General features: G+C 72.7%; 22 protein-coding genes. 14 read left to right on the top strand and 8 right to left on the bottom strand.

Features of this window, described 5'->3' with window-relative positions:
• Nucleotides 1–798 carry a PhzF family phenazine biosynthesis protein gene (locus EMA17_RS32045; protein ID WP_170222281.1) on the top strand — a complete coding sequence of 266 codons (798 nt, stop codon included), beginning with the start codon at nucleotides 1–3 and terminating at the stop codon, nucleotides 796–798.
• A gap of 119 nt (nucleotides 799–917) precedes the next feature.
• Nucleotides 918–1,370 (top strand): VOC family protein, encoded by a 453-nt coding sequence (locus EMA17_RS32040; RefSeq protein WP_126640657.1) that lies wholly within the window; start codon nucleotides 918–920, stop codon nucleotides 1,368–1,370.
• Between the two features lie 47 nt (nucleotides 1,371–1,417).
• Here EMA17_RS32040 and EMA17_RS32035 read toward each other — a convergent pair whose 3' ends face one another.
• Complete coding sequence (locus tag EMA17_RS32035; protein WP_126640656.1) at nucleotides 1,418–2,329, bottom strand: LysR family transcriptional regulator; 912 nt, start codon at nucleotides 2,327–2,329, stop codon at nucleotides 1,418–1,420.
• A 128-nt stretch (nucleotides 2,330–2,457) separates the two neighbouring features.
• Here EMA17_RS32035 and EMA17_RS32030 point away from each other — a divergent pair, with 128 nt between their 5' ends.
• Both EMA17_RS32030 and EMA17_RS32025 read left to right on the top strand, forming a co-directional pair.
• Nucleotides 2,458–3,960 carry an MFS transporter gene (locus tag EMA17_RS32030; protein ID WP_126640655.1) on the top strand — a complete coding sequence of 501 codons (1,503 nt, stop codon included), beginning with the start codon at nucleotides 2,458–2,460 and terminating at the stop codon, nucleotides 3,958–3,960.
• A complete protein-coding gene (locus EMA17_RS32025) occupies nucleotides 3,957–4,727 on the top strand; it encodes a siderophore-interacting protein (RefSeq protein ID WP_126640654.1) in 771 nt (256 codons plus the stop codon). The genes EMA17_RS32030 and EMA17_RS32025 overlap by 4 nt, the downstream gene beginning before the upstream one ends.
• A 79-nt stretch (nucleotides 4,728–4,806) precedes the next feature.
• On the opposite strand, the gene EMA17_RS32020 is transcribed toward EMA17_RS32025, so the two are convergent.
• Together EMA17_RS32020 and EMA17_RS32015 are read right to left on the bottom strand one after the other, a co-directional pair.
• Nucleotides 4,807–5,214: an RNHCP domain-containing protein gene (locus EMA17_RS32020; protein WP_126640653.1), complete on the bottom strand. Its 408-nt coding sequence runs from the start codon at nucleotides 5,212–5,214 to the stop codon at nucleotides 4,807–4,809.
• 2 nt (nucleotides 5,215–5,216) lie between these two features.
• Nucleotides 5,217–5,600, bottom strand: coding sequence for an RNHCP domain-containing protein (locus EMA17_RS32015; protein ID WP_126640652.1), 384 nt, complete (start codon nucleotides 5,598–5,600; stop codon nucleotides 5,217–5,219).
• A gap of 408 nt (nucleotides 5,601–6,008) precedes the next feature.
• On the opposite strand from EMA17_RS32015, the gene EMA17_RS32010 reads away from it, so the two are divergent.
• Nucleotides 6,009–6,497: a GNAT family N-acetyltransferase gene (locus tag EMA17_RS32010; protein WP_126640651.1), complete on the top strand. Its 489-nt coding sequence runs from the start codon at nucleotides 6,009–6,011 to the stop codon at nucleotides 6,495–6,497.
• A gap of 42 nt (nucleotides 6,498–6,539) precedes the next feature.
• Here EMA17_RS32010 and gdhA read toward each other — a convergent pair whose 3' ends face one another.
• Nucleotides 6,540–7,901, bottom strand: a complete 1,362-nt coding sequence (gdhA, locus tag EMA17_RS32005; protein WP_126640650.1) for an NADP-specific glutamate dehydrogenase — start codon at nucleotides 7,899–7,901, stop codon at nucleotides 6,540–6,542.
• A 193-nt stretch (nucleotides 7,902–8,094) separates the two neighbouring features.
• On the opposite strand from gdhA, the gene EMA17_RS32000 reads away from it, so the two are divergent.
• Both EMA17_RS32000 and EMA17_RS31995 read left to right on the top strand, forming a co-directional pair.
• Nucleotides 8,095–9,045, top strand: a complete 951-nt coding sequence (locus tag EMA17_RS32000; RefSeq protein ID WP_160161636.1) for a transporter substrate-binding domain-containing protein — start codon at nucleotides 8,095–8,097, stop codon at nucleotides 9,043–9,045.
• A gap of 108 nt (nucleotides 9,046–9,153) precedes the next feature.
• Nucleotides 9,154–10,071: an LLM class F420-dependent oxidoreductase gene (locus tag EMA17_RS31995; protein ID WP_078978699.1), complete on the top strand. Its 918-nt coding sequence runs from the start codon at nucleotides 9,154–9,156 to the stop codon at nucleotides 10,069–10,071.
• A gap of 87 nt (nucleotides 10,072–10,158) precedes the next feature.
• Here the strand turns inward: EMA17_RS31995 and EMA17_RS31990 are convergent, their stop codons facing one another.
• Nucleotides 10,159–11,373 carry a pyridoxal phosphate-dependent aminotransferase gene (locus EMA17_RS31990; protein WP_126640648.1) on the bottom strand — a complete coding sequence of 405 codons (1,215 nt, stop codon included), beginning with the start codon at nucleotides 11,371–11,373 and terminating at the stop codon, nucleotides 10,159–10,161.
• Between the two features lie 342 nt (nucleotides 11,374–11,715).
• Here EMA17_RS31990 and EMA17_RS31985 point away from each other — a divergent pair, with 342 nt between their 5' ends.
• From EMA17_RS31985 to EMA17_RS31975, 3 genes are all read left to right on the top strand, one after another.
• The gene (locus EMA17_RS31985; RefSeq protein WP_126640647.1) at nucleotides 11,716–12,240 is read left to right on the top strand and encodes a GNAT family N-acetyltransferase; all 525 of its coding nucleotides are present in this window, start codon (nucleotides 11,716–11,718) and stop codon (nucleotides 12,238–12,240) included.
• A 103-nt stretch (nucleotides 12,241–12,343) separates the two neighbouring features.
• Complete coding sequence (locus EMA17_RS31980; RefSeq protein WP_126640646.1) at nucleotides 12,344–13,345, top strand: ketopantoate reductase family protein; 1,002 nt, start codon at nucleotides 12,344–12,346, stop codon at nucleotides 13,343–13,345.
• A 317-nt stretch (nucleotides 13,346–13,662) separates the two neighbouring features.
• A complete protein-coding gene (locus EMA17_RS31975) occupies nucleotides 13,663–15,012 on the top strand; it encodes an SDR family NAD(P)-dependent oxidoreductase (RefSeq protein ID WP_126640645.1) in 1,350 nt (449 codons plus the stop codon).
• 150 nt (nucleotides 15,013–15,162) lie between these two features.
• Here the strand turns inward: EMA17_RS31975 and EMA17_RS31970 are convergent, their stop codons facing one another.
• Nucleotides 15,163–15,771, bottom strand: coding sequence for a PadR family transcriptional regulator (locus EMA17_RS31970; protein WP_126640644.1), 609 nt, complete (start codon nucleotides 15,769–15,771; stop codon nucleotides 15,163–15,165).
• Nucleotides 15,772–16,104: 333 nt separating this feature from the next.
• Here EMA17_RS31970 and EMA17_RS31965 point away from each other — a divergent pair, with 333 nt between their 5' ends.
• From EMA17_RS31965 to EMA17_RS31955, 3 genes are all read left to right on the top strand, one after another.
• Nucleotides 16,105–16,443, top strand: a complete 339-nt coding sequence (locus EMA17_RS31965) for a hypothetical protein (RefSeq protein WP_126640643.1) — start codon at nucleotides 16,105–16,107, stop codon at nucleotides 16,441–16,443.
• 43 nt (nucleotides 16,444–16,486) lie between these two features.
• Entirely contained in the window at nucleotides 16,487–16,918 is a 432-nt protein-coding gene (locus EMA17_RS31960; protein WP_126640642.1) for a proteasome activator, read from the top strand.
• Between the two features lie 81 nt (nucleotides 16,919–16,999).
• Nucleotides 17,000–17,860 (top strand): thioesterase family protein, encoded by an 861-nt coding sequence (locus EMA17_RS31955; RefSeq protein ID WP_126640641.1) that lies wholly within the window; start codon nucleotides 17,000–17,002, stop codon nucleotides 17,858–17,860.
• Nucleotides 17,861–17,884: 24 nt separating this feature from the next.
• On the opposite strand, the gene EMA17_RS31950 is transcribed toward EMA17_RS31955, so the two are convergent.
• Complete coding sequence (locus tag EMA17_RS31950; RefSeq protein WP_170222280.1) at nucleotides 17,885–18,763, bottom strand: AIM24 family protein; 879 nt, start codon at nucleotides 18,761–18,763, stop codon at nucleotides 17,885–17,887.
• Between the two features lie 241 nt (nucleotides 18,764–19,004).
• Between EMA17_RS31950 and EMA17_RS31945 the strand changes: the two genes are divergently transcribed.
• Nucleotides 19,005–19,937 carry a TIGR03620 family F420-dependent LLM class oxidoreductase gene (locus tag EMA17_RS31945; RefSeq protein WP_246127030.1) on the top strand — a complete coding sequence of 311 codons (933 nt, stop codon included), beginning with the start codon at nucleotides 19,005–19,007 and terminating at the stop codon, nucleotides 19,935–19,937.
• Nucleotides 19,938–19,994: 57 nt separating this feature from the next.
• On the opposite strand, the gene EMA17_RS31940 is transcribed toward EMA17_RS31945, so the two are convergent.
• The gene (locus EMA17_RS31940; protein ID WP_126640640.1) at nucleotides 19,995–21,050 is read right to left on the bottom strand and encodes an aminotransferase class V-fold PLP-dependent enzyme; all 1,056 of its coding nucleotides are present in this window, start codon (nucleotides 21,048–21,050) and stop codon (nucleotides 19,995–19,997) included.
• Nucleotides 21,051–21,180 lie beyond the last annotated feature (130 nt).

The raw sequence follows: 21,180 nt of genomic DNA, 5'->3' as shown, positions 1-21,180 counted from the left end.
ATGCGCATTTACGTCGTGGACGCGTTCACCGACCGGCCGTTCCGGGGCAATCCGGCGGGGGTGTGCCTGCCCGACGCGGCGCATGCCGACGACGTCGCCTGGATGCAGTCGGTGGCGGCCGAACTGGGCTACTCGGAGACCGCGTTCGCGGTGCCGGCCACGGGCGGCGAGACGGACTTCGGGCTGCGCTGGTTCACCCCGCAGACCGAGGTGGACCTGTGCGGGCACGCGACGCTGGCCACCGCGCACGTGTTGTTCGGGCAGGGGTCGGCGCCGGCGTCGCGGATCCGCTTCGCCACCCGCAGCGGAGTGCTGACCGCGACGCTCGACAGCGCCGGCGTCATTCTGGACTTCCCGGCGCTGCCGCCGCGCGAGGTGCCGATCCCGACCGAACTGGGTGCGGCGCTCGGGCTGGAGCCGATCCTGGTGGCCGCCGGTGGTGACGACCTGCTGGTGGAGGTGGCGTCGGCGGCGGCGGTGCGTACGGTGGCGCCGGATCTGGAGTCGCTGGCCACGCTGCCGTATCGGGCGGTGATCGTCACCGCCGCGGGGGAGGGGCGGGTCGACTTCGTCTCGCGGGTGTTCGCACCGTCGGTCGGCGTCGCCGAGGACCCGGTCACCGGATCGGCGCACTGTGTGCTCGGCCCCTACTGGGCCCCGCGTCTGGATCGCCGCCGGATGACCGGCGGGCAGCTGTCGGCGCGCGGCGGCACGGTCGGGGTGGAGTTGGTCGGCGACCGGGTGCGGCTGTCCGGCGCGGCGGTCACCGTGCTCGAAGGCGACCTGATCGCCGACTGAGCCGGGGGCGAGCGGCGGGGTTCTCCGCCCGACGCGGTGGTGGATCATTGCGCCCGTCGTTGCTAGCGTGCGGGCACCACTGGATCTGACGCACCGTCAGCAACCCCGGGAGTCGCGCCGTGTCCGACGCCGTCAGCTACACCCCGTCCCACCTCGGCGTGTGCGTCTTCGACCTGGATCGGGCGCTGCGGTTCTATCGCGACGGCCTGGGCTTCGCCCCCGTGGCCCGCTACGACGTGGGCAACGAGGTCGCACACACCCTGGAGGTCGAGGGCGACGTACGCCTGGTCTCCCAGCTGATCGCCAAGGAGGGCATGGTCGTCGAGCTGCTTTGTTACGCCTCGCCCGAACCGTGCGGCGAACCGTCGCGGCGGCGCAATCAGCTCGGCCTGACCCACCTGTCCTTCCTGGTCGAGGACGTGGACGCGGCCGCCGCCCGGCTGGTCGAACACGGCGGCACGCTGCTGACCGGGACCCGGGCGAGCCTGCCGAGCGAGACCGGATCGACCGAACTGGTGTTCCTGGCCGACCCGGACGGCACCCGGATCGAACTGATGCGCCTCGACGGCTGACCGGTGCGCGCTGCGGGCCGGTCGGGGTCGGGGCCGCGAGCGCCCCGTCACATCCGGCCGGCCGTCAACACGTCGCGCACACACTCCCGCAACCACGCGTGCCCCGGATCGGCGTCGTGGCGCGGATGCCAGGCCAGCCCCATCGGCAGCGGCGGCAACGCCAGCGGAACCTCGAAGGTGCGCAACCCCCGGGACTCGGTCAAACCGATCAACTGCGCCGCGACCAGGCCGACCAGGTCGCCTTCGAGCAGGATGAACAGCGAGGACGGGTAGGTCGGCACGGCGCCCACCACCCGCCGGGTGAGCCCGAGTTCGGCCAGCGCGGTGTCGACCGGGCCGTGCAGCTTGCCGCGCCGGGACACGATCAGATGCTCGGCGGCGGCGAATCGCTCCGGCGTACACCGACCGTGCAGGAGCGGGTGGCCGGCCCGGACGCAGCCGACCATGCGGTCATCGAACAGATGCTCGGTCAGCACCTCCGGCGCGGTGGCGTCGATCACGCCCACCTCCAGGTCGGCGATCCCGTCGCGGAGCGCCTGGGTGTCGGTGTGACTCTCGGCCAGGAACTTCAGCCGGACCCCGGGGGCCTCCCGCGCCGCGCGCGCGAACAACTCCGCGGCACAGGCGGCGGTGAACGCGTCGTGCGACAGCACGGTGAAGGTGCGGGACATCGTCCGCAGGTCCACCTCGCCGGCCGCGGTGAACAACGTCCGGGCGCGCTCCAGCACGACCCGCACCTCGGATCGGATGGCCAGCGCGTGCGGCGTGGGTACCATCGTCCGCCCGGCCCGGACCAGGACCGGGTCGCCCAGCGCCTTGCGGATCCGACCCAGGGTGCGGCTCATGGCCGGCTCGGACAGGTGCATCCGCTGTGCCGCGCCGGAGACGCTGCACTCCTCCAGGAGCGCGTCGAGCGCGACGAGCAGGTTGAGGTCCATTCCGGATTGCGTCACGCGCATCCTTTCCATGCAATGCATGCATTGGAGTAAATCGACGCCTCAGCCTACGGTGAAGGAGTCCGGACACGCAGTTCCCCGCACCACCCGTGCCTCCCTTCCTTCGCAGACAGTCAGTTCCTGGGGGACCCATGTCCACGCCCGTCCTGGGCACGTCGGCGCGGCGCGCCGACGGTGCCGAAACCGAACGCGCCGGCTCCTCGCGCGCCGTGCTCCTCGCGATGTGCGCCTGTGTGCTGGTCGCGCAGAGCATGGTCGCCGCGATCAACCTGGCCATTCCGCAACTGGCCGCGTCCCGGCTGCATCCGTCCGCCGACAGCATCCTGTGGATCGTCGACGCGTACGTGATCGTCTTCGCCGGCCTGCTGATTCCCGCCGGCGCGCTCGGCGACCGCTACGGCCGCAAGGGCGCGCTGCTCGCCGGGCTCGGCGTGTTCGCCGCCGGGGCCGCGGTCAGCGCGCTGGCCACCAACTCCGCCACGCTGATCGCCGGTCGCGGTATCTCCGGCGCGGGCGCCGCGCTGATCATGCCCGCGACCATGTCCATCCTGATGCACGTCTTCCCGGCCGAACGCCGCCCCCAGGCGATGGCGTCCTGGACGCTCGCGGTCGGCCTGGGCGGACTGCTCGGCAACGTCGGCGGCGGCCTGGTCCAGGAGTACCTGCCCTGGCAGGGCCTGTTCTGGATCATGGTCCCGCTCGCCCTGGTGCTCGCCGCGATCGTGCGGTGGGTCACCCCCCGCACCGAGACGCATCCGGCCGCGCTCGACCCGATCGGCGCCGCGTTGCTGATCGCCGGACTGGTCGCGCTGTTGTACGGGATCATCGAGGGCCCGGAGTTCGGCTGGGGCTCGACGCACGTGATCGGCGGCTTCGTACTGGGCGGCGTGCTTCTGCTCGGCTTCGTGCTGTACGCGCTGCGCGCGAGGAATCCGCTGCTCGACCCTCGCGTGTTCAAGTCCGCCAAGTTGCGGGCCGGCGTGCTCGGGATCGGCGCGAGCTTCTTCGGGCTGTTCGCGCTGTTCTTCGTCAACGCCCAGTACCTGCAATACGTCAAGGGCTACTCGGCCATGCGCACCGGCTTCGCGATCATCCCGCTCACGGTCGGCATGGCGCTCGCGCCCAAGGTCGCGGTCAAGGCGCAACAACGCTTCGGCGCCCGGCCGTTGGTGGTGCTTGGCCTGGGTCTGATCGGGGCCGGACTGTTGTGCATGGCGTCGGTGGACGCACGCACCCCGTACGCGGTCTACGCCGCCTACCTGCTGATCCTGTCCGCGGGCATGGGGCTGTGCGCGCCCGCGCTGTCCTTCGGTGTGGTCTCCGAACTGCCCAGGCACCAGGCCGGGTTGGGCTCCGGTCTGAACACCGCCGCGCGCGAGGTCGGCGCCGCGCTCGGGGTCGCGGTGTTCGGCACCATCCTGGCCGTGCGGTTCGACGGCCAACCGGCGGTGGAACTGTCCCGGGCCCGCGGCGCGGAACACGCCCGCGTGGTGGACTCGTTCACCGACGCGATGTCGATGGGCTTCCTGGCGGTCGGCGTCCTGGTCCTGGTGGCCACCGTCGCGGTCGCGGTGGGCTATCGCGACCGGGCCGGCGACTCGGCCGTGCGCGTGTCCTCCGGGAGCGCCGGATGAGCCCCGGGACGAACCGGCGCCGGGGGCCGATGAACCGACTCCTCGACCGGGTGTTCCTGTCCGGCACGATCGTCGAGACGGAGCCGATCGCGGCCCGGATGCGCCGGATCCGGATCGAGGACGCGGGGTTGCGCGGGGTGTCCTGCCGGCCCGGCCAACAGGTCCGGGTGCATGTGAACGACGTGCTCTCGATGGCGGGTTGGCGCAAGGGGGTGGGCAACCTGCTGCGCACCTACTCGGTCTGGGCCAACGACCCGACGGCCGGGACGCTGGACCTGTGCGTACTGGACCACGACGGCGGCCCGGGTCCGGGAGCCGCGTGGGGTCGGGCGGCGCGGTGCGGCGACCGGGTCCGGTTCGGCCGGCCCGAGGGCGGCTTCGTGCTGCGTGCCGACGCGCCCTACCACGTGTTCGTCGGTGAGGAGACCGCGTCGGTGGCCCTCGGCTCGATGCTCGCGTCGGTGGGCTCCGGTGCGGACGTGTACGGGGTGATCGAGACCGCGAGCGCGGCCGATCGGCTGCCGACGCCGCACGCCGAACGGCTCACCTGGCTCGAACGCGGCGACGCGTCGGCGGCCTCCTCGACGACCCTGGCCGAGGCGGTGGGCCGACTGGCGCTGCCCGCGACGCCCGGTGTGGCGTATGTGGCGGGCGAGGCGAGGACGGTCAAGCTGGTTCGGGACCGCCTGGTCGCCGAGCACGGCTGGGACCGCAGATCGGTGCTCACCAAGCCCTTCTGGTCGCCGGGACGCACCGGCATGGAGTAGCGAACCGGCCGCGATCGGGCGCCGGGCGAGCCGTCGTCGGCTCGTCCGGCGCCCGCCCACCGCGCCGGGCGTCGTCGCCCTACAGCGTGAGCAACGCCCGGATCGGTCGGGTCGAGTCGGTCAGCGGGCGCAGCGCGAGCCGCAGGAGGGCGAGCGGATTGTCGTCGCCCGCGATCCGGTTCGCGCCCAGCTTGCCGCAGGACCGGCACTGATGGATCAGCTGCCACTCCCCGTCCGCCCGAACGGACATGCTCAGCACGGTCATCCGTCCCCGGCACTCGGCCGCGCGGTCGCCCGGGACGCGGCGGTCGAGGTGCAGGCTGGTCAGACAGTGCGGACAGTGGTTGCGGTGGGCCGTGCCGGGCGCGACCAGTGGTACGTCGAGCCGGCACGCCACGCACCGGAAGGCGTCGCCGCGCCCGGTCCGGCCGTGGGTGACGTCCTTGTACCGCTGGGGGCGCCGGCCGCTCGACCTGTGTCGGCCCATGCTCACAGCTCCCCGAACACTTCGAGCGGGAACGGTGGTTGGGCCAGCGGTCGCACGGCCATCCGGATCAGGATCAGCTGGTTGTCGTCCGGTGCGATGGCACTGGAGGTCAGCTCGTCGCAGCGGATGCACCGATGCACGAGCATCCAGTCGCCGTTGCGCAGCACCGCGATCGAGATCGGCGACATGCGCGCGCCGCACTCGGACGGGCCGCCCTCGACGTGGTCCACCACGTGCCGCGAGTGCAGGCAGCTCGGGCAGTGGTTGCGCCGGTCGCCGGCGGGGTCGACGGTGGTCACGGTCAATCCGCAGCGGACGCACCCGAAGGTGTCGACGCGCGGTGAAGCGGGGTGATTCCGGCCGGAATCGGTGGTACCGGTGGACACTCGGAAATCTCCTTGCCGGGAGGTGGGATCACTGACAGCAAGGAAGCGCCGAGCGGTCTCGGAGGGGTCGTCGCCGCGGTCCGTCACACGATGCGCCGCGCGCTGCGTGCGGGGACCGGCGAGCCCACCGGGGGATCAGTGCGGTCCGGGAGGTTTCCCGGTGCCGGATCCGACCGCGGTCGTACGAGGCGCGCTCGGCGCGGGCACGGGCATCAACACCTGATTTCGGAGGAGGGGAGCCGCGCGGGTCGGCGCGGGCACGATGCGGCGAAGGTAACAGCGGGCCCGGAGCCGGGGCCAACGATTTTCCGCGCGGCGGGGTGCGGTGGGGTGCGGCGGGCGCGCCCGGGCCGCGGGTCGCGCGACGGGGTCGGCCGGGTGGGCGATCGCTCCTGGCAGACTCGGCGGATGATCGTCAGACTCGCGCAGCAGGCCGATCGGCCCGGATTCCTGACCCTGGCCGCCGAGGTGGAGCACTGGTTCGGGCCGATGGTCGCGGAACCCGGCTTCCACGCGGCCCTGGACGAGCACGTGCGGGACGATCGGGCGCTGGTGGTGCCCGACGACCGGGATTTCGGCGGCGGGCTCCTGGGCGGCCTGCTGTTCGGCACCGAGGCGCCGGTGTACCGGGTGCACTGGCTGGTGGTGTCGGAACTCGCCCGGGGACGCGGGGTGGGCCGTGCGCTGATGGCCGAGGCGATGCGCCGATTCGGCCCCGGCACCGTCGAACTGGTCACCTTCGGGGCGGACCACCCGGGCGCGGTCGAGGGCGGCTCCCGCGGCTTCTACACGTCCCTGGGCTTCAGCCCCGCCGAACCCGCCGCACCGGGCCCCGAGGGCGGCTCCCGACAGGTGTTCCGGCGCACCGTCGAGCGGGACGCGTCGGCACGCCCCTAGAGTCGGGCCCGCCGCCCGCGTACGGGCGGCGGGCCCGGTGGGTCACACCACGCCGAAGGCCGTCATCGCCTCGGCGACCCGCAGGAAGCCGGCCACGTTGGCGCCCAGGACGTAGTCGCCCTCGCGGTCGTGCTCGGCGGCCGTCGCCAGGCACGTGGCGTGGATGTCGCGCATGATCGCGCCGAGCCGGGCGTCGGTGTCGGCGAAGCTCCACGAGGTACGGGCCGCGTTCTGCGCCATCTCCAGCGCCGAGGTGGCCACCCCGCCGGCGTTCGCCGCCTTGCCCGGCGCGAACGACACGCCCGCCGCCTTGAACACGTGCACCGCGTCCGGCGTGCACGGCATGTTGGCACCCTCCGCGACCGCCATCAGACCGTGTTTGACCAGGTGCGCCGCGGCCGCCCCGTCCAGTTCGTTCTGCGTCGCGCAGGGCAGCGCCACGTCGCACGGGACCTCCCAGACGGAGCCGCCGTCGACGTAGCGCGCGTGCGACACCCGGTCGGCGTACTCGGCGATCCGGCCGCGCCGGGTCAGCTTGATCTCCTTGAGCAGGTCCAGGTCGATGCCCTTGTCGTCGACGATGTAGCCCGCCGAGTCGGAGGCGGCCACCACCCGAGCGCCGAGTTCGCGGGCCTTCTCGATCGCGAAGACGGACACGTTGCCGGATCCGGAGACCACCGCCCGCCGGTCCATCAGATCGTCGCCGCGCACCCGCAACATCTCGGCCAGGAAGTAGACGCAGCCGTAGCCGGTCGCCTCGGTACGCACCTGCGACCCGCCCCAGCCCAGCCCCTTGCCGGTGAGCACCCCGGCCTCGTAGCGGTTGGTGATCCGCCGGTACTGGCCGAACAGGTAGCCGATCTCCCGACCGCCGACCCCGATGTCACCGGCCGGCACGTCGGTGTGCTCGCCCAGGTGCCGGTACAGCTCGGTCATGAACGACTGGCAAAAGCGCATCACCTCGGCGTCGGAACGCCCCTTCGGGTCGAAGTCCGAGCCGCCCTTGCCGCCGCCGATGCCCAGACCGGTGAGCGCGTTCTTGAAGATCTGCTCGAAGCCGAGGAACTTGACCACGCTCAGGTTCACCGACGGGTGGAAGCGCAACCCGCCCTTGTACGGGCCGAGCGCGCCGTTGAACTCGACGCGGAAACCCCGGTTGACCCGGACCCGACCGGAGTCGTCGGTCCACGGGACCCGGAACATCAGCTGCCGCTCCGGCTCGACCAATCGCTCCAGGAGCGCCGCGTCGGCGAGCTCGGGACGCCTGGCCAGCACGGCGCCGAGGCTTTCCAGCACCTCGTGCGCGGCCTGGTGGAACTCGGGCTCGCCGGGGTTGCGGCGCAGCACTTCGTCGAAGGTCGCCGCGGCCGGTCCGGTCAGCTCGGCGAATGCCTGGTGGCTCATGGGTGGGTTGTCCTTCCGTCGAACGGGCCCGTCGCGCGCGATCGGGTGCGGTTACGCTATCCGCCGTGCGGCCCGAACCGGACCTCGCCGGACCGTGGCGCCGGTCCGAGGGAACGCCCTCAGTGATCGCGAACCGCGACCTGGGATGCTGCATCCCGTGTGGCCCAAAAGACTTGATGCAGCGTCACTTCCCGTGGCGGCCCTGGCGACGGTGCTCCTCGCGTCCGGATGCGGATCCGGCGGCGGGGACGACTCCGGTGCGTCGCCCACGCCGTCCGCCCGATATGTACCGATCGAGGTGGGGGTGTCGGATCCCAAGCTCGCGCCCCCTGTCCCGGCGCCGCCGTGCGACCCGAGTCGGAGCCTGACCCCCGCCGGGCCGCCCCGTGCGGGCGCGATGCCGGCCGGCTCGACGATGCGCACGATCCAGGACCGGGGTCGGCTGGTGGTCGGCGTCGACCAGAACACCCGGATGTTCGCCGCGCCCGCCGAGGAGACCGGAAAACTGGAGGGCTTCGACATCGACCTGGCCCGGGAGGTGGCCAAGGCGATCTTCGGCGACGCGGACCGCGTCCAGTTCAAGACCATCCCGCCCGGTCGACGGATCGACGTGCTGCTCAAGAACGAGGTGGACATGGTGGTGGACGCGATGACCATAACGTGCGAGCGCCGGCAACAGGTGGACTTCTCCGCGGTCTACCTCGAGGACGCGCTGCGTTTCCTGGCGCCCAAGCACGCGAACGTGCAGAGCCTGGACGACCTGGCCGGGAAGTACGTGTGCGTGTCCTCGAACACCACGCCGGAGCGCCGAGTGGCCGAGTCCAAGGCCAAGGTCTACGCGGTGTCCGACCGGACCGACTGCCTGGTCGCGCTCCAGGAGGGCCGGGTCGCGGCGGCCTACACCAACGCGTCGCTCCTGGAGAGTCTGCGTGAGCAGGATCCGAAGCTGGAAGTGACGGGACCGACAACCGTGGAGGAGGTCAAGGGCATCGCGATACCCAAGGGCCAGGACGATTTCGTGCGTTTTCTCAACGCGGTGTTGGAACGTATGAAGACCGACGGCACCTGGCGGGATCTCTACAAGAGGTGGCTCGCTCCGTCGCTGGGCCCGGCCGACCCGCCGGCGACCACCTATCGCGACTGACCGCGGCGGGGGCGGGGCAGGCGTCGATCGTGGTGCGGTGATAAGGGCCGTCGGCCGCTGTGGCAGTGGTTACTGACGATGCGTCAGGTCGCTGCTACGTTGCCGCCCATGTTCCTTTCCCTCGGACTGCCCACGCACCTGGTCGAGGCCGGCGCCGATCTGATCGGCGCCGAGGCCGTGATGGAGATGTCCCGCGCGGCCGAGTCCGCCGGGTTCGACGCGGTCTTCACCACCGACCACCCGTTCCCCGGCGACCGCTGGCTGGCCCACGGCGGCCACCACACGCTGGACCCGATGGTCACGCTGTCCTTCGCGGCGGCGGCCACCACCCGGCTGCGCCTGCACACCAACCTGTTCGTCCCGGCGTACCGCAACCCGTACCTGTCCGCGAAGATGATCTCCTCGCTGGACGCGCTCTCCGGGGGCCGGTTGATCCTGGGCGTGGGCGCGGGCTACCTGGAGCCCGAGTTCGCCGCGCTCGGCGCCGACTACGCGAATCGCAACGACGTGCTCGACGACGCGCTGCGGGCGATGCGCGCGGCCTGGACGGGGGAGAGCGTCGGGGGGAACACGATGCGGCCGCGGCCCGCGCAGGACCGCATCCCGGTGTGGGTGGGCGGCAACAGCAAGCGGGCGATCCGCCGGGTGGTGGACCTGGGCGACGGCTGGCTGCCGATGCCCGCCCCGGCCGGCGCGTCCCGGCACCTGAAGACCCCCGGCCTGGAGACGCTGGCCGATCTGGCCGCCCGGCTCGACTACGCCCGGGAGTACGCCGCCTCGGTCGGCCGCACCGACCCGATCGACATCACCTTCATGCCGCGCGGGATGAGCATGTTCGACGGCGACGGTTTCGATCCCGAGGCGATCGTGGCCGACCTGACCGAGCAGGCCGAGGCCGGGGTCACCGGGGTGACGCTGACCCTGCCGGCCACGACGCGGGCGCGATATCTGGAGCAGACCGCGGCGCTCGGCGAGTCGGTGGTGCCGAGGGTGAAGGCGCTGGCGGTGCGCCCGCTGCTCGGCTGAGCGAAGCACCCGAACCCCACCGGACGCGGGCCGGGCGTCGCGACGACGCCGGGCCCGCGGGATCGGCCGACCGGCCGCCGGCGCCGATTACTGGCGGTAGGACCCGATGAACTCGCCGATCCGGGTGATCGCGTCGGTCAGGTCTTCGACCTGGGGGAGGGTCACCACGCGGAAGTGGTCCGGCTGGTGCCAGTTGAACCCGGTGCCCTGGACGACCAGGATCCGCTGGCTCTGCAGCAGGTCGAAGACGAACTTCTCGTCGTCGACGATCTTGCACACGTCCGGGTCGATCCGGGGGAACGCGTAGAGCGCGCCCTTCGGCTTGACGCAGGTCACGCCGGGAATCGAGGTCAGCGCCTCGTACGCGGCGTCGCGCTGGGCGTGCAGCCGGCCGCCCGGCAGGATCAGGTCGTTGATGCTCTGGTAGCCGCCGAGCGCGGTGGCGATCGCGTGCTGCGAGGGCACGTTCGCGCACAGGCGCATGTTGGCCAGGATGTTCAGACCCTCGATGTAGCTGGTCGCGTGCCGCTTGGGGCCGGACAACATCAGCCAGCCCGACCGGAAGCCGGCCACCCGGTACGCCTTGGACAGGCCGTTGAAGGTCAGGCACAGCAGGTCGGGCGCGAGCGAGGCGAGCGGGATGTGCACGGCGTCGTCGTAGAGGATCTTGTCGTAGATCTCGTCGGCGAGGAGGAGGAGTCCGTGCCGGCGGGCCAGGTCGACGATGCCCTCGAGGATCGGCTTCGGGTAGACCGAGCCGGTCGGGTTGTTCGGATTGATCACCACGATCGCCCGGGTGCGGTCGGTGATCTTGGCCGCGATGTCGTCGAGGTCGGGATACCAGTCGGCGCCCTCGTCGCACAGGTAGTGCACCGGAGTGCCGCCGGACAGGCTCACCGCCGCCGTCCACAGCGGGTAGTCCGGCATCGGCACCAGTACCTCGTCGCCGTTGTTCAACAGCGCCTGGAGTGCCATCACGATCAGCTCGGAGACGCCGTTGCCCAGGTAGACGTCGTCGACGTCGACACCCTCGATGCCGCGCGTCTGGTAGTGCTGGACCACGGCCCGGCGGGCGGAGAGCACACCCTTGGAGTCCGAGTAGCCCTGCGCGGCCGGCAGGCTGCGGATCATGTCGTGCAGGATCTCGTCGGGTGCCTCGAAACCGAACGGCGCGGGGTTGCCGATGTTCAGCTTGAGAATCCGGTGTCCCTCGTCCTCGAGGCGTTTCGCCTCGTCGAGAACCGGGCCCCGGATGTCGTAACAGACGTCCGCGAGCTTGCCCGACTGGCGCAACTCGGGCATCGGACGATTCTGTGGCTGCGACAACTCTTCGACGCTCACCTGGATATCTCCTCCTCGCAGGGCTGTCGCCCGCGCGATCCTCGAACACACGGCGAGCGGGCGATCCTGCGAGTCTTCCACGCCGGCGGCGCCCAACGCAGTGGGATATCTGCCACGTGGACGGCGCGGAGGCCGCTCGTGACCGGTCCGGTACCCCCTCGTGATCGGTCCGGCACTCCTTCGCGACCGGTCCGGTGTCCCCTCGTGACGCCGTCGATCGGCCGCCAAGTGTTCATCCGAGCGTTGCCCGCGTGGCAGATCCAAATCACCCCGCGGCGCCCTCGTGGTGCCACCCTGCCGCACATGGACGTGTCGTACTTCTACGGAACAGCGGGCGAAATCGACGCCGCGAGTCTGTACCGGCTGCTGACGCTGCGCAGCCGGGTCTTCGTGGTCGCACGCCGGCAGCCCTGGCTCGATCCCGACGGCCGTGACATCGAGCCCGGGACCGCGCACCTGTGGGCGGAAGCGGACGGCGTGGTGGTGTCCACGCTGCGACTCACCGAGGAGGGGGACGGCCTGTTGCGCATGGGCCGCGTCTGTACGCTCCTGTCCCATCGACGCCAGGGGCACGCGACGGTATTGGTTCGGCACGCCCTGGTCCTGGCCGGTCCGCGGCCGGTGATCGCCGACGTGTACGCGCGCAGCGCCGACTGGTTCACCCGTCGCGGCTTCGAGCCGCGCGGCGGGCGCACGGTGGTGGAGGGCGAGGCGCACACCTCGATTCAGCACGTGCCGGCGGCCCGGCGCGCGGCGGCGGTACAGGCGGGCGGGAGCGGGTCCGGGCAGCGCGGCGGCGGGTACGTGCCGGCCTGGGCGTCGACCTGAGCCGAGGCCGGTGCCGGGAGACCGGAAAACCGGCGGCCTCGGCGGCCCCACGGCGCGGCCTCGACGTGTTTGGATGGATCCTCGCGTCGGGGAGGGATCGGCCATGCGATTTGTGGTTCTGGGGGCCGGGGCCGTCGGCAGCGTCCTCGGCGCCCGTCTCGCCCGGGCAGGGCACGACGTGCACCTGGTCGGTCGGCGGGCGCACGTCGACGCGATTCGCGCCCACGGCCTGCGGGTCCGCACGCCCGACGGCGAGGAAGTGATCCGTCTCGACGCGGTGACCACGATCGCGGCCCTCGCGGCGCGGCCGATCTGGTCGGAGGTGGACGCGGTCGTGTTGTGCGTCAAGTCGCAGGACACCGCCGAGGCGCTGCGCGAGCTGGCCCGGCACGCCGAGCCGGAGCTGCCGATCCTGTGCGCCCAGAACGGCGTGGCCAACGAGGACACCGCGCTGCGCATGTTCGCCAACGTGTACGGCGTGCTGGTCGCCTGCCCGACCGCGTACCTGGAACCGGGCGTGGTGCACGCCTACTCCGCGCCGGTGACCGGTGTGCTGGACATCGGCCGGTACCCGCACGGTCGGGACGCCTTCGCGGCCCAGGTGTCACGTGTCCTGTCCGGCGCCGGATACGGCTCCGAGGTGTACGCGGACATCACCGCGTACAAGTACGGCAAGCTCGTCACCAACCTGGGCAACGCGGTCGAGGCGCTGTGCGGCCCGAACGCGCGCGGCGGGAATCTGGACCGGCTGGCCATGGACGAGGCCCGCACGGTCCTTTTCTCGGCCGAGATCCACGCCGAGTTCGCCCCGGTCGGCCCGCTCGTCCAGGTCCGCCCGGTGGGCGGCGAGCGGCGGCCCGGCGGCTCCTCCTGGCAGAGCGTGTACCGCCGCACCGGCGGCATCGAGACCGACTACCTCAACGGCGAGATCGTGCGCCTCGGCCGACTGCACGGGGTGCCGACGCCGGTCAACGCCGAACTCCAGCGGGCGGCCAATCGACTGGTCGCGTCGGGGGGCGAGCCCGGCTCGGTGTCCGAACTGGAACTGCTGCGCGCGGTGGTGGACGGACGGGGCCCGGTACCGGGGCATCGGGAGGCGGACTGAGCGGGGCCGCCCGCGGCGTCGCACGATGTGCCCGGCGGGGTCGCGAACGGCCGGCTCGCCCGGTGCGCCCCGTGGCGGGTCCGGCGCGGAAAAGCCGGTGACCCCCGGCACGCGGGCTCGCTAGCCTGACGGTCCGTCGGCGGTGTGCCGACGTGCCGGCCGGTGTCTCGGACGGCGCCGTGCCCACGACGCGTGCGCGAAGGAGTGAGCCCATGGGAGAGCAGCCGACGCAGTCGCCTGCCGTCGCCCCGGCGGCCGGCTCCGAGCCGTAGGGCCGGTCGCCGGAGCCGCCGCAATGCCCTCGGGGGGACCCCACGATGACCGATTCGGACACACTGCCCACCACCCCGTCCCTCGAGGATTGCCTCGCCGTGCTCGGCGCGCTGTCCGACCTCGCGCCGGACGCCCCGGAGCGGCGCGAGATCGAGCGGGCCCTGGCCTCCTTCAACCGCTCGGGCCGCCATCGTCGTCGCGCCGAGCAGCGCGAACTGCGTGCCCGGGAGCGGACCGCGGTGACCGAGCGGACCGCGCTCGGCGCCGCCGACCGGGTCGAGGACGTCGCCCTGGACGACACCGGGCTGCCCTCCTGCGTCGGCGTGGTCGAGATGGGCCTGCGCTGCTACATCTGCAAGCGGCCCTATCGCCGCGTCGACGGCTTCTACCACCGACTGTGCCCGTCGTGCGCCGCGGAGAACCGCGAGCGCCGGCACGCGCGCACCGACCTGAGCGGCCGTCTGGCGCTGGTCACCGGCGGGCGGGTGAAGGTCGGCCACGAACTGGTGCTCAAACTGCTGCGCGACGGCGCGGAGGTGATCGTCACCTCCCGGTTCCCGCACGACACGCGCCGCCGATTCGCCGCCGCGCCGGACCACGACCGCTGGGCGCACCGGCTGCGGGTGCACCCGATCGACCTGCGCGATCTGGGCGGGCTCGTCGCGTGGTGCGACCGACTGGTGGCCGAGGGACGCCCCCTGGACATCCTGGTCAACAACGCGGCGCAGACGATCCGTCGACCCGCGTCGGCGTACGGGCCGCTGCTCGCGGCCGAGCGGGCGGCGTTGGGCGCGGGCGCGTTCGTCCCCCGATTCGAGCTCGGCGCGGCGCCGGGGGCGCCGGTGACCGGGTACGAGCCGGGGGCCGATCCCGTCCCGGTGGACCCGGCCGGGCTGATCCCGGACCGCGCCTCGGCCAACTCCTGGTCCAAGCTGGTGGACGAGGTGGATCCGGTGGAACTGCTCGAGGTGCAACTCGTCAACGTGACCGCCCCGTTCGTCCTGGTCGGTCGGCTGCTGCCGCTGCTGCGCTCGGCCCCGGCCGAGCGGCGCTACATCGTCAACGTGTCGGCGGTGGAGGGCCAGTTCGGGCGCGCGTACAAGTCGCCCGGCCACCCGCACACCAACATGGCCAAGGCCGCGCTGAACATGCTCACCCGCACCAGCGCCGAGGAACTGGCCGCGCGGGGCGTGTACATGACGAGCGTCGACACGGGGTGGATCACCGACGAGAAGCCGGCCCCGGACAAGGAGCGGGTCGCCGCGGCCGGGTTCCGCACGCCGCTGGACATCGTGGACGGCGCGGCCCGGGTGTACGACCCGATCGTGCGCGGGGAGCGGGGGGAGGCGCCGTACGGCTGCTTCCTCAAGGATTATCGGGTCGCGCCCTGGTGATTCGGGTCGCCCCGGTGATCGTTCACCGGGCCCGCGGCGCGCCGCGGCGGTCGATCGTGACCGCCGGGACGCGCCGCGGGGGGATCGCCGGGATCGGCGATCGGGGGCCGGGCGCCGGGGGGCGGCGCCCGGTGGTTCGGGCGGCCGACATCAGTCGGCTTCGGCCAGGATCAGGTAGAGCCGCTTGCGGGTGTCGGTGACCACTTCGAGGGCCTTGGCCCGCTGGGCCTCGGTGCCGTTGGACATCAGCTGGCGCAGCGCGTCGCCGATGCCGTGCATGGCCGAGCGCATGTCGTGGACGGCCTCGAAGTCGACGCCCTGGCTTGCCTCGTCCCACGGCTTGGTGTCCTCGGGCAGGGCGGCGGCCTCCTCGCGGCCGGCGTCGGTCAGCGTGAACAGCTTGCGGCCGCTGCCCTCGACGCCCTCGATCACGCCCTCGTCCTCGAGGAGTTGCAGGGTCGGGTAGACCGAGCCGGGGCTGGGCTTCCACACGCCGCCGGTGCGTTCGCCGATCTCCTGGATCATTTCGTAGCCGTGCATCGGCCGTTCGGTGAGCAGGGCCAGGATCGAGGCCCGCACGTCGCCGCGCCGGGCACGACCGCCGCGCCCGCGGCCCCGCCCGCGCCCCTCCGGTCCGCCACGCCCGCCGTGACCGTGCCCGCGCCCCCACGGGCCCTGGGGCGGCGGGCCCCACGATCCGAAGGCCGGGCGGTTGTGCTCTTCGTCGCCCCAACGGGAGCGTCCTTTGTTGCGGTGCATGAGTTTTCTCCTTGATTCGACGCGGATGGTCCGATGGGCCTCCGCGATCTTGTGAACGTATCGCGATCGTTCGCGATGGCTCAACGATATATCGGTACTGCTCGTTGCGCAAGCATGGAATGTGGGCCGGTCCCGCGAGAGGGGAACTTCGTCCGGGTGTGGGGCGTCCTTCGGGGGCATGGGATTCGTCGCGGTCGATTCGCGCGGCGGGCCTTCGCAGTTTCTCCACGGAATCCGCACGAGGCGGGCGCACCAGACGTGTTGGGCGAGCCTCGCTTACGGGTAGATTTCGGTTGATTGCTCTTGGTGAGCGACTGACGTGGGGAGAGGGCTGTGTGGACCTGGTTGGCGGTGGGGTCGGCGGCGTACCTCGCGTTCCTCGCGTGCGTGATCGTGGTACTGCGCGCCGCCAAGGCCCGCGCGCGGGCGGAACGGTCGCTGGACGCACGGGAGTTCGGGCCGCCGGCCCCGCCGGCGGCGGAGGAGCGGGCGGGGTCGGATCCGGGTTCGGCCGCCGGGTCGACGACGGACGCACGGCCGATGGAGGCTTCCGTCGAGGACGAGGCGGCGCGGGCGCACCCGGAGCCGGGCGGGTCCGGCGAGCCGGTGCGGGGACGGGTGCCCGGGCCGATGGCGCCGCCGAATTCGCCCACGTCGCGGATGTGGGGCTGAGGTCGAGCCGTTTCCCCCGACCGGCTCGGGGTAGGGGCGGCGCATGGCCGACCCGATGCCCGCCGCCGCGCCCGATGGGGAGGACCGACGCCCGCTGGGCGAACTGGTGCCCGCACCCGATCGGGTGATGCGCATCGCCGAGATGGTTCGCCGACTCATGGAGGAGCTGCGCGACGCGCCACTGGACGAACCCGGGCGCGGCCGGGTCCGGGCGGTCTACGAGCGCTCGTTGCCCGAGTTGCGCCGTTCGCTCGCGCCCGACCTGTACGCCGAACTGGAACGCCTCGCCGCGCCGTTCGCCGGCCCGGACGCCCCGAGCATGGCCGAACTGCGGATCGTGCACGCGCAGTTGGTCGGCTGGCTGGAAGGGTTGTGGGGCGGCATCCGGTTGACCCTGACGGCCCGGCCCGGGGGTGCCGAGATCGGCCCGCCGCGGCCGGTTTCCGACGACGGCGACGACGGCTCGTACCTGTGACAGGTGCCTGACTGTGTCAAGCTGATGCCGGGTCAGCCCAGTGCTGACGACACGTCAGCCGAGCACCGTGGAGTGGCCACCATGACCGAGCGCACAGCCGCCGAGACCGCGCCGACCCCGGACGGGACGCGTTACGAACTCGACCGGGACACCACGTGCGTGGCCCGCCCGGACGCCCCGGGCGTCCTCGACACCACCCTCTCCGCGGACTGGGCGTTCGGCATGGGCGTCAACGGCGGCTACCTGCTCGCTCTCGCCGCCCGCGCGCTCGGCACGAGCCTGGCGCAACCGGATCCGTTCACGATCACCGCGCACTACCCGACCGCCTCGCGCCCCGGACCGGCGGAGGTGCGCACCGAGGTGCTGCGCGCCGGACGCACGCTGGCCACCGGCACCGCGCGGATCGTCCAGGACGGCGAGACCCGGGTGCACGTCACCGGCACCTACGGCGACCTCGACGCGCTCGATCCCGAGGTGCGCACCAGCGCCCGGCCGCCGGAGTTCCCCTCGTTGGCGGAGTGCGCGGCGAACGGCGCCCTCCCGGCCGCGTTCCGCCGCAACGCGTTCATGCACCGCAGCGAGCAGTTGCTCGACCCCGCGACGGTGCGCTGGGCGGTCGGGGAGCCGTCCGGACGCGGCGAGATCCGGGCCTGGTGGCGCCTGGCCGACGGGCGCGACCCGGATCCGCTCGCGCTGTTGCTCGCGGTGGACTCGCTCGCGCCGACCGCGTTCGACCTGGGCATGCGGGGCTGGGTGCCCACGGTGGAGTTGACGGTGCATGTGCGGGCCAGGCCGGTGCCGGGGTGGTTGCGGGTGTCGTTGCGGACGCGCAACGCGGCCGGCGGCTTCCTGGAGGAGGACGGCGAGGTGTGGGACGCGGCGGGGCGCCTGGTCGCCCAGTCCCGGCAGTTGGCCCGGGCGCCGCGGCAGCGGCAGGCGTAGCGCGGCGGTCCGGACGCCCCCCTGTCAGCGCGGCGGTCCGTACGGTCCCGGCGGGCCGTAGGGGCCCTGCGGCCCGGGCGGACCGTAGTGCCCGGGCGGGGGGCCGTACGGGCCCGGCTGTTGCGGCGGCGGGGGCGCGGTGCCGTGCGGGCCGCCGGGGCCGGCCCAGCCGTTGTGCCGGAAGCCGTCCCGCCCCATGCCGAAGTAGCGGTTGCCCTCCGTCGCGGTCAGGTTCGCGGGCAGGATCTCGCTGGGCTGCACGACCACGTAGCCCTCGCCGATGAAGGCCATCGTCCAGCCCTCGCCGGTCTGCCGCCGGCGCCGCCAGATGCGCTGGGACGTGGTCTGCGCCTGGAGGCTGGTCTGCAGGCCGGCGGTCCAGGCGATCACCGCGTCGGCGTCCGCGAACACCTCGCGATCGTGCGAGGCGCGCAGCACGAGCGGTGCGCCGGAGGTGGTGATCACGATCTTGCCGGTGCCGCCGATCTGCATCGAGTACGCGCCCATGCCGCCGACGTTGTAGGCGGCGTCGATCTGGATCACGCTCCAGTTGAGCGTGCCGTCCAGGGCCAGCACGTTCTCGTCCTCGACGATCAGCGCCTCGTTGTTCAGGTTCAGGATGTGGATGCTCTGCGCCTGGTTGGCGAGGTAGACCGTGCCGTGTCCGTGGCAGCGCATCAGGTCGAGCATGTCGCCGGTGAGCGCGCCGGTGCGCAGTTCGGCGGCGGTCTGGAAGGCGCCCTCGAACTGCACGTTGCCCTGGTAGGCCACCATCGCGCCCTTGCGGGCCAGTACCTCCGTGCCGACCTCGGGGGCCAGCAGGACCCGGAGCATGTGCGCGCTCTGCAGGCTGTAGCGCTCTGCGGACTGGCTCACCGTGTGGTTGAACAGCGGACTCTGCACGAGGTCTCCGACGGATCCGGCAACGGCGTTGGCGTGGTGGGTGTGGCGGGCGTGGTGGGTCGACGGTGCGGGCGGGCGGCCGAACCGGTGAACGCCCGGTCACAGCACAGGACTCATGATTCCCCGTCGGCGGTTCCGGCGGAACCAAGGGGTGCCCATGTCGGGTGACGGGGTGCGCGGGCAGGCTCTGTTACGGCGTTACAGTGCGGGGATACGGTTCCACGACTTCTCGGGGGTTCCCATGACCACACCATCGCCCGGTGCGCCGGCCGCGCATCGACCCGTTCCGGAGTTGGGCCGGATCGGCCTGTGGACCGCCGCGCTCGACCACATGCCGGTGTCGCGGCTGCGCGAGACGGTGGCCGAACTCGACGAACTCGGCTACGGCACGCTGTGGTGGGGCGAGGCGGTGGGTCGCGAGGCGTTCACGCAGGCGCTGCTCGTGCTCGGCGCCGCGCCTCGGATCGCCGCCGCGACGGGGATCGCGAACGTCTGGGCGCGGGACGCGATGGCGGCCAACGCGGCGGCGCGGACCGTCGACGACGCGTACCCGGGGCGGTTCCTGACCGGGCTCGGGATCAGCCACGACGGACTGGTCGAGGGCCTGCGGCCGGGCGGACGCCGGTACGAGAAGCCGCTGGCGCACCTGCGCGGGTACCTGGACGCGATGGACTCCGCCCTGTACCTGGCCGCCGGCGCCGACACCCCGCGTCCGGCGCGGGTCCTCGCCGCGCTCGGTCCGCGCATGCTCGACCTCGCGCGCGAGCGGGCGGAGGGCGCGCACACGTATCTGGTCACCCCCGAGCACACCGCCGAGGCGCGCGCGGCCCTGGGCCCGGACCGGATGCTCGCGGTGGAACAGGCGGTGGTGCTCTCCGACGATCGGGAAACCGTGCTGCGCCGCGCCCGCACCCACCTGGGCATGTACCTGGCCCTGCCGAACTACCGCCGCAACCTGCTGCGCCTGGGCCTGACCGAGGCCGACTTCGAGGCCGGCGGCAGCGCGCGGCTGATCGACCGCCTGATCCTGTCCGGGTCGGAATCGGCCGTCGAGGAGGGGGTCCGGGCCCACGTCGCGGCCGGCGCCGACCACGTGTGCCTGCAGGTACTCGGCGACACCCTGGGAGAGGCCCCGACGGCGGACTGGCGGCGGCTGGCGGCGGCGCTGATCTGAACGCGGGAGGGTGGGCCGGGACCGGGGTCCGCGGGCGGTGCCCGGCCCACCCGCCGGTCACTCGGTGAGCGCGCGAATCGCGTCGTCCACCTCGGCCTCGGTGTTGTACACGTGGAACGCCAGCCGGGTACGGCCCGCGCGGGCGGAGAACCGGATGCCGGCGGCGGTCAGCCGGGCCTGTGCGTCGGGCTGCTCGATGGCCACGATCGCGCTGTCGCCGCGGGGCAGGCCGAGACCGGTCAGGAAACGGTTGGCCAGGGCGACGTCGTGGGCCCGGATGTGCTCGACGCCGATCCGCTCGACCACCTCGAGCGCGGGCGCGGCGCCCACCTGGCAGAACCAGGCCGGCGAGGTGTCGAAGCGGCGGGCGCCGGCGGCCAGGCGCAGCGGCGGGCCGTAGTAGGGATCCCCGTCGGGTGAGCCCGCGTACCAGTTGGCGGCGTGCGCGAGGGTGCGCTCGGTCAGGTCCGGGTCCACGTAGCCGTACGCCGCGCCGCGCGGGGTCATCAGCCACTTGTACGCGCTGACCACGAACAGGTCGTAGCGGGTCACGTCCACCGGCAGCCAGCCGCACCCCTGCGTGCCGTCCACGTAGACGCGCGCGCCGTACGCGCGGGCCGCCGCGACGATGTCCGCCTCGGGGGCGATCGATCCGTCGGCCGACTGGACCAGGCTGAACGCGACCGCCGTGGTGCGCTCGTCGATCGACTCGACCAGCTTGGACACCGGCACGGTGACCACCTCGACGCCCCGCGCCTCCTGGACCAGCCACGGGAAGAGGTTGGAGGTGAACTCCACCTCGGGCACCACCAGCCGCCCGCCGGCGGGCAGCCCGGCGGCGAACGGGGCGAGCAGGGCCGAGGTGGTGCCGCTCGCCATGATCGTCTCGGCCGGCGCGCCCACGAGGCGCCCGAAGGTCGCCCGGGCGCGCTCGCCGGCCGCGTGGAACTCGTCCATGTCGGTGCGACCCAGGCGCCACGACTCCTGGGCCAGGGTCATCGCCTCGTACGCGACGTCCGGCGGTAGACCGTGACTCGCGGTGTTGAGCCAACCGGGCTCCGCACTCCACCGTGCGTGCCCGCGGATCGGATTCTGGTCCGGGTTCGAGTCCATGTGTCGAGGCTAGGCGGCGAGCGGATCGTCGGGACAGGGCCAATGAGAGTCGAGTGGCCTGATTTTTGCCCGACCCGCCCGACCGGATGGCGTGTGGGCGGGCCACTCGGCGAGGTGGATCGCCGTGTGG

It is taken from the genome of Embleya hyalina (genome assembly GCF_003967355.1).
Lineage (GTDB): Bacteria > Actinomycetota > Actinomycetes > Streptomycetales > Streptomycetaceae > Embleya > Embleya hyalina.
Note: the sequence above shows the minus strand (reverse complement) of the source record. Positions and strands in the feature narration are given on the sequence as shown.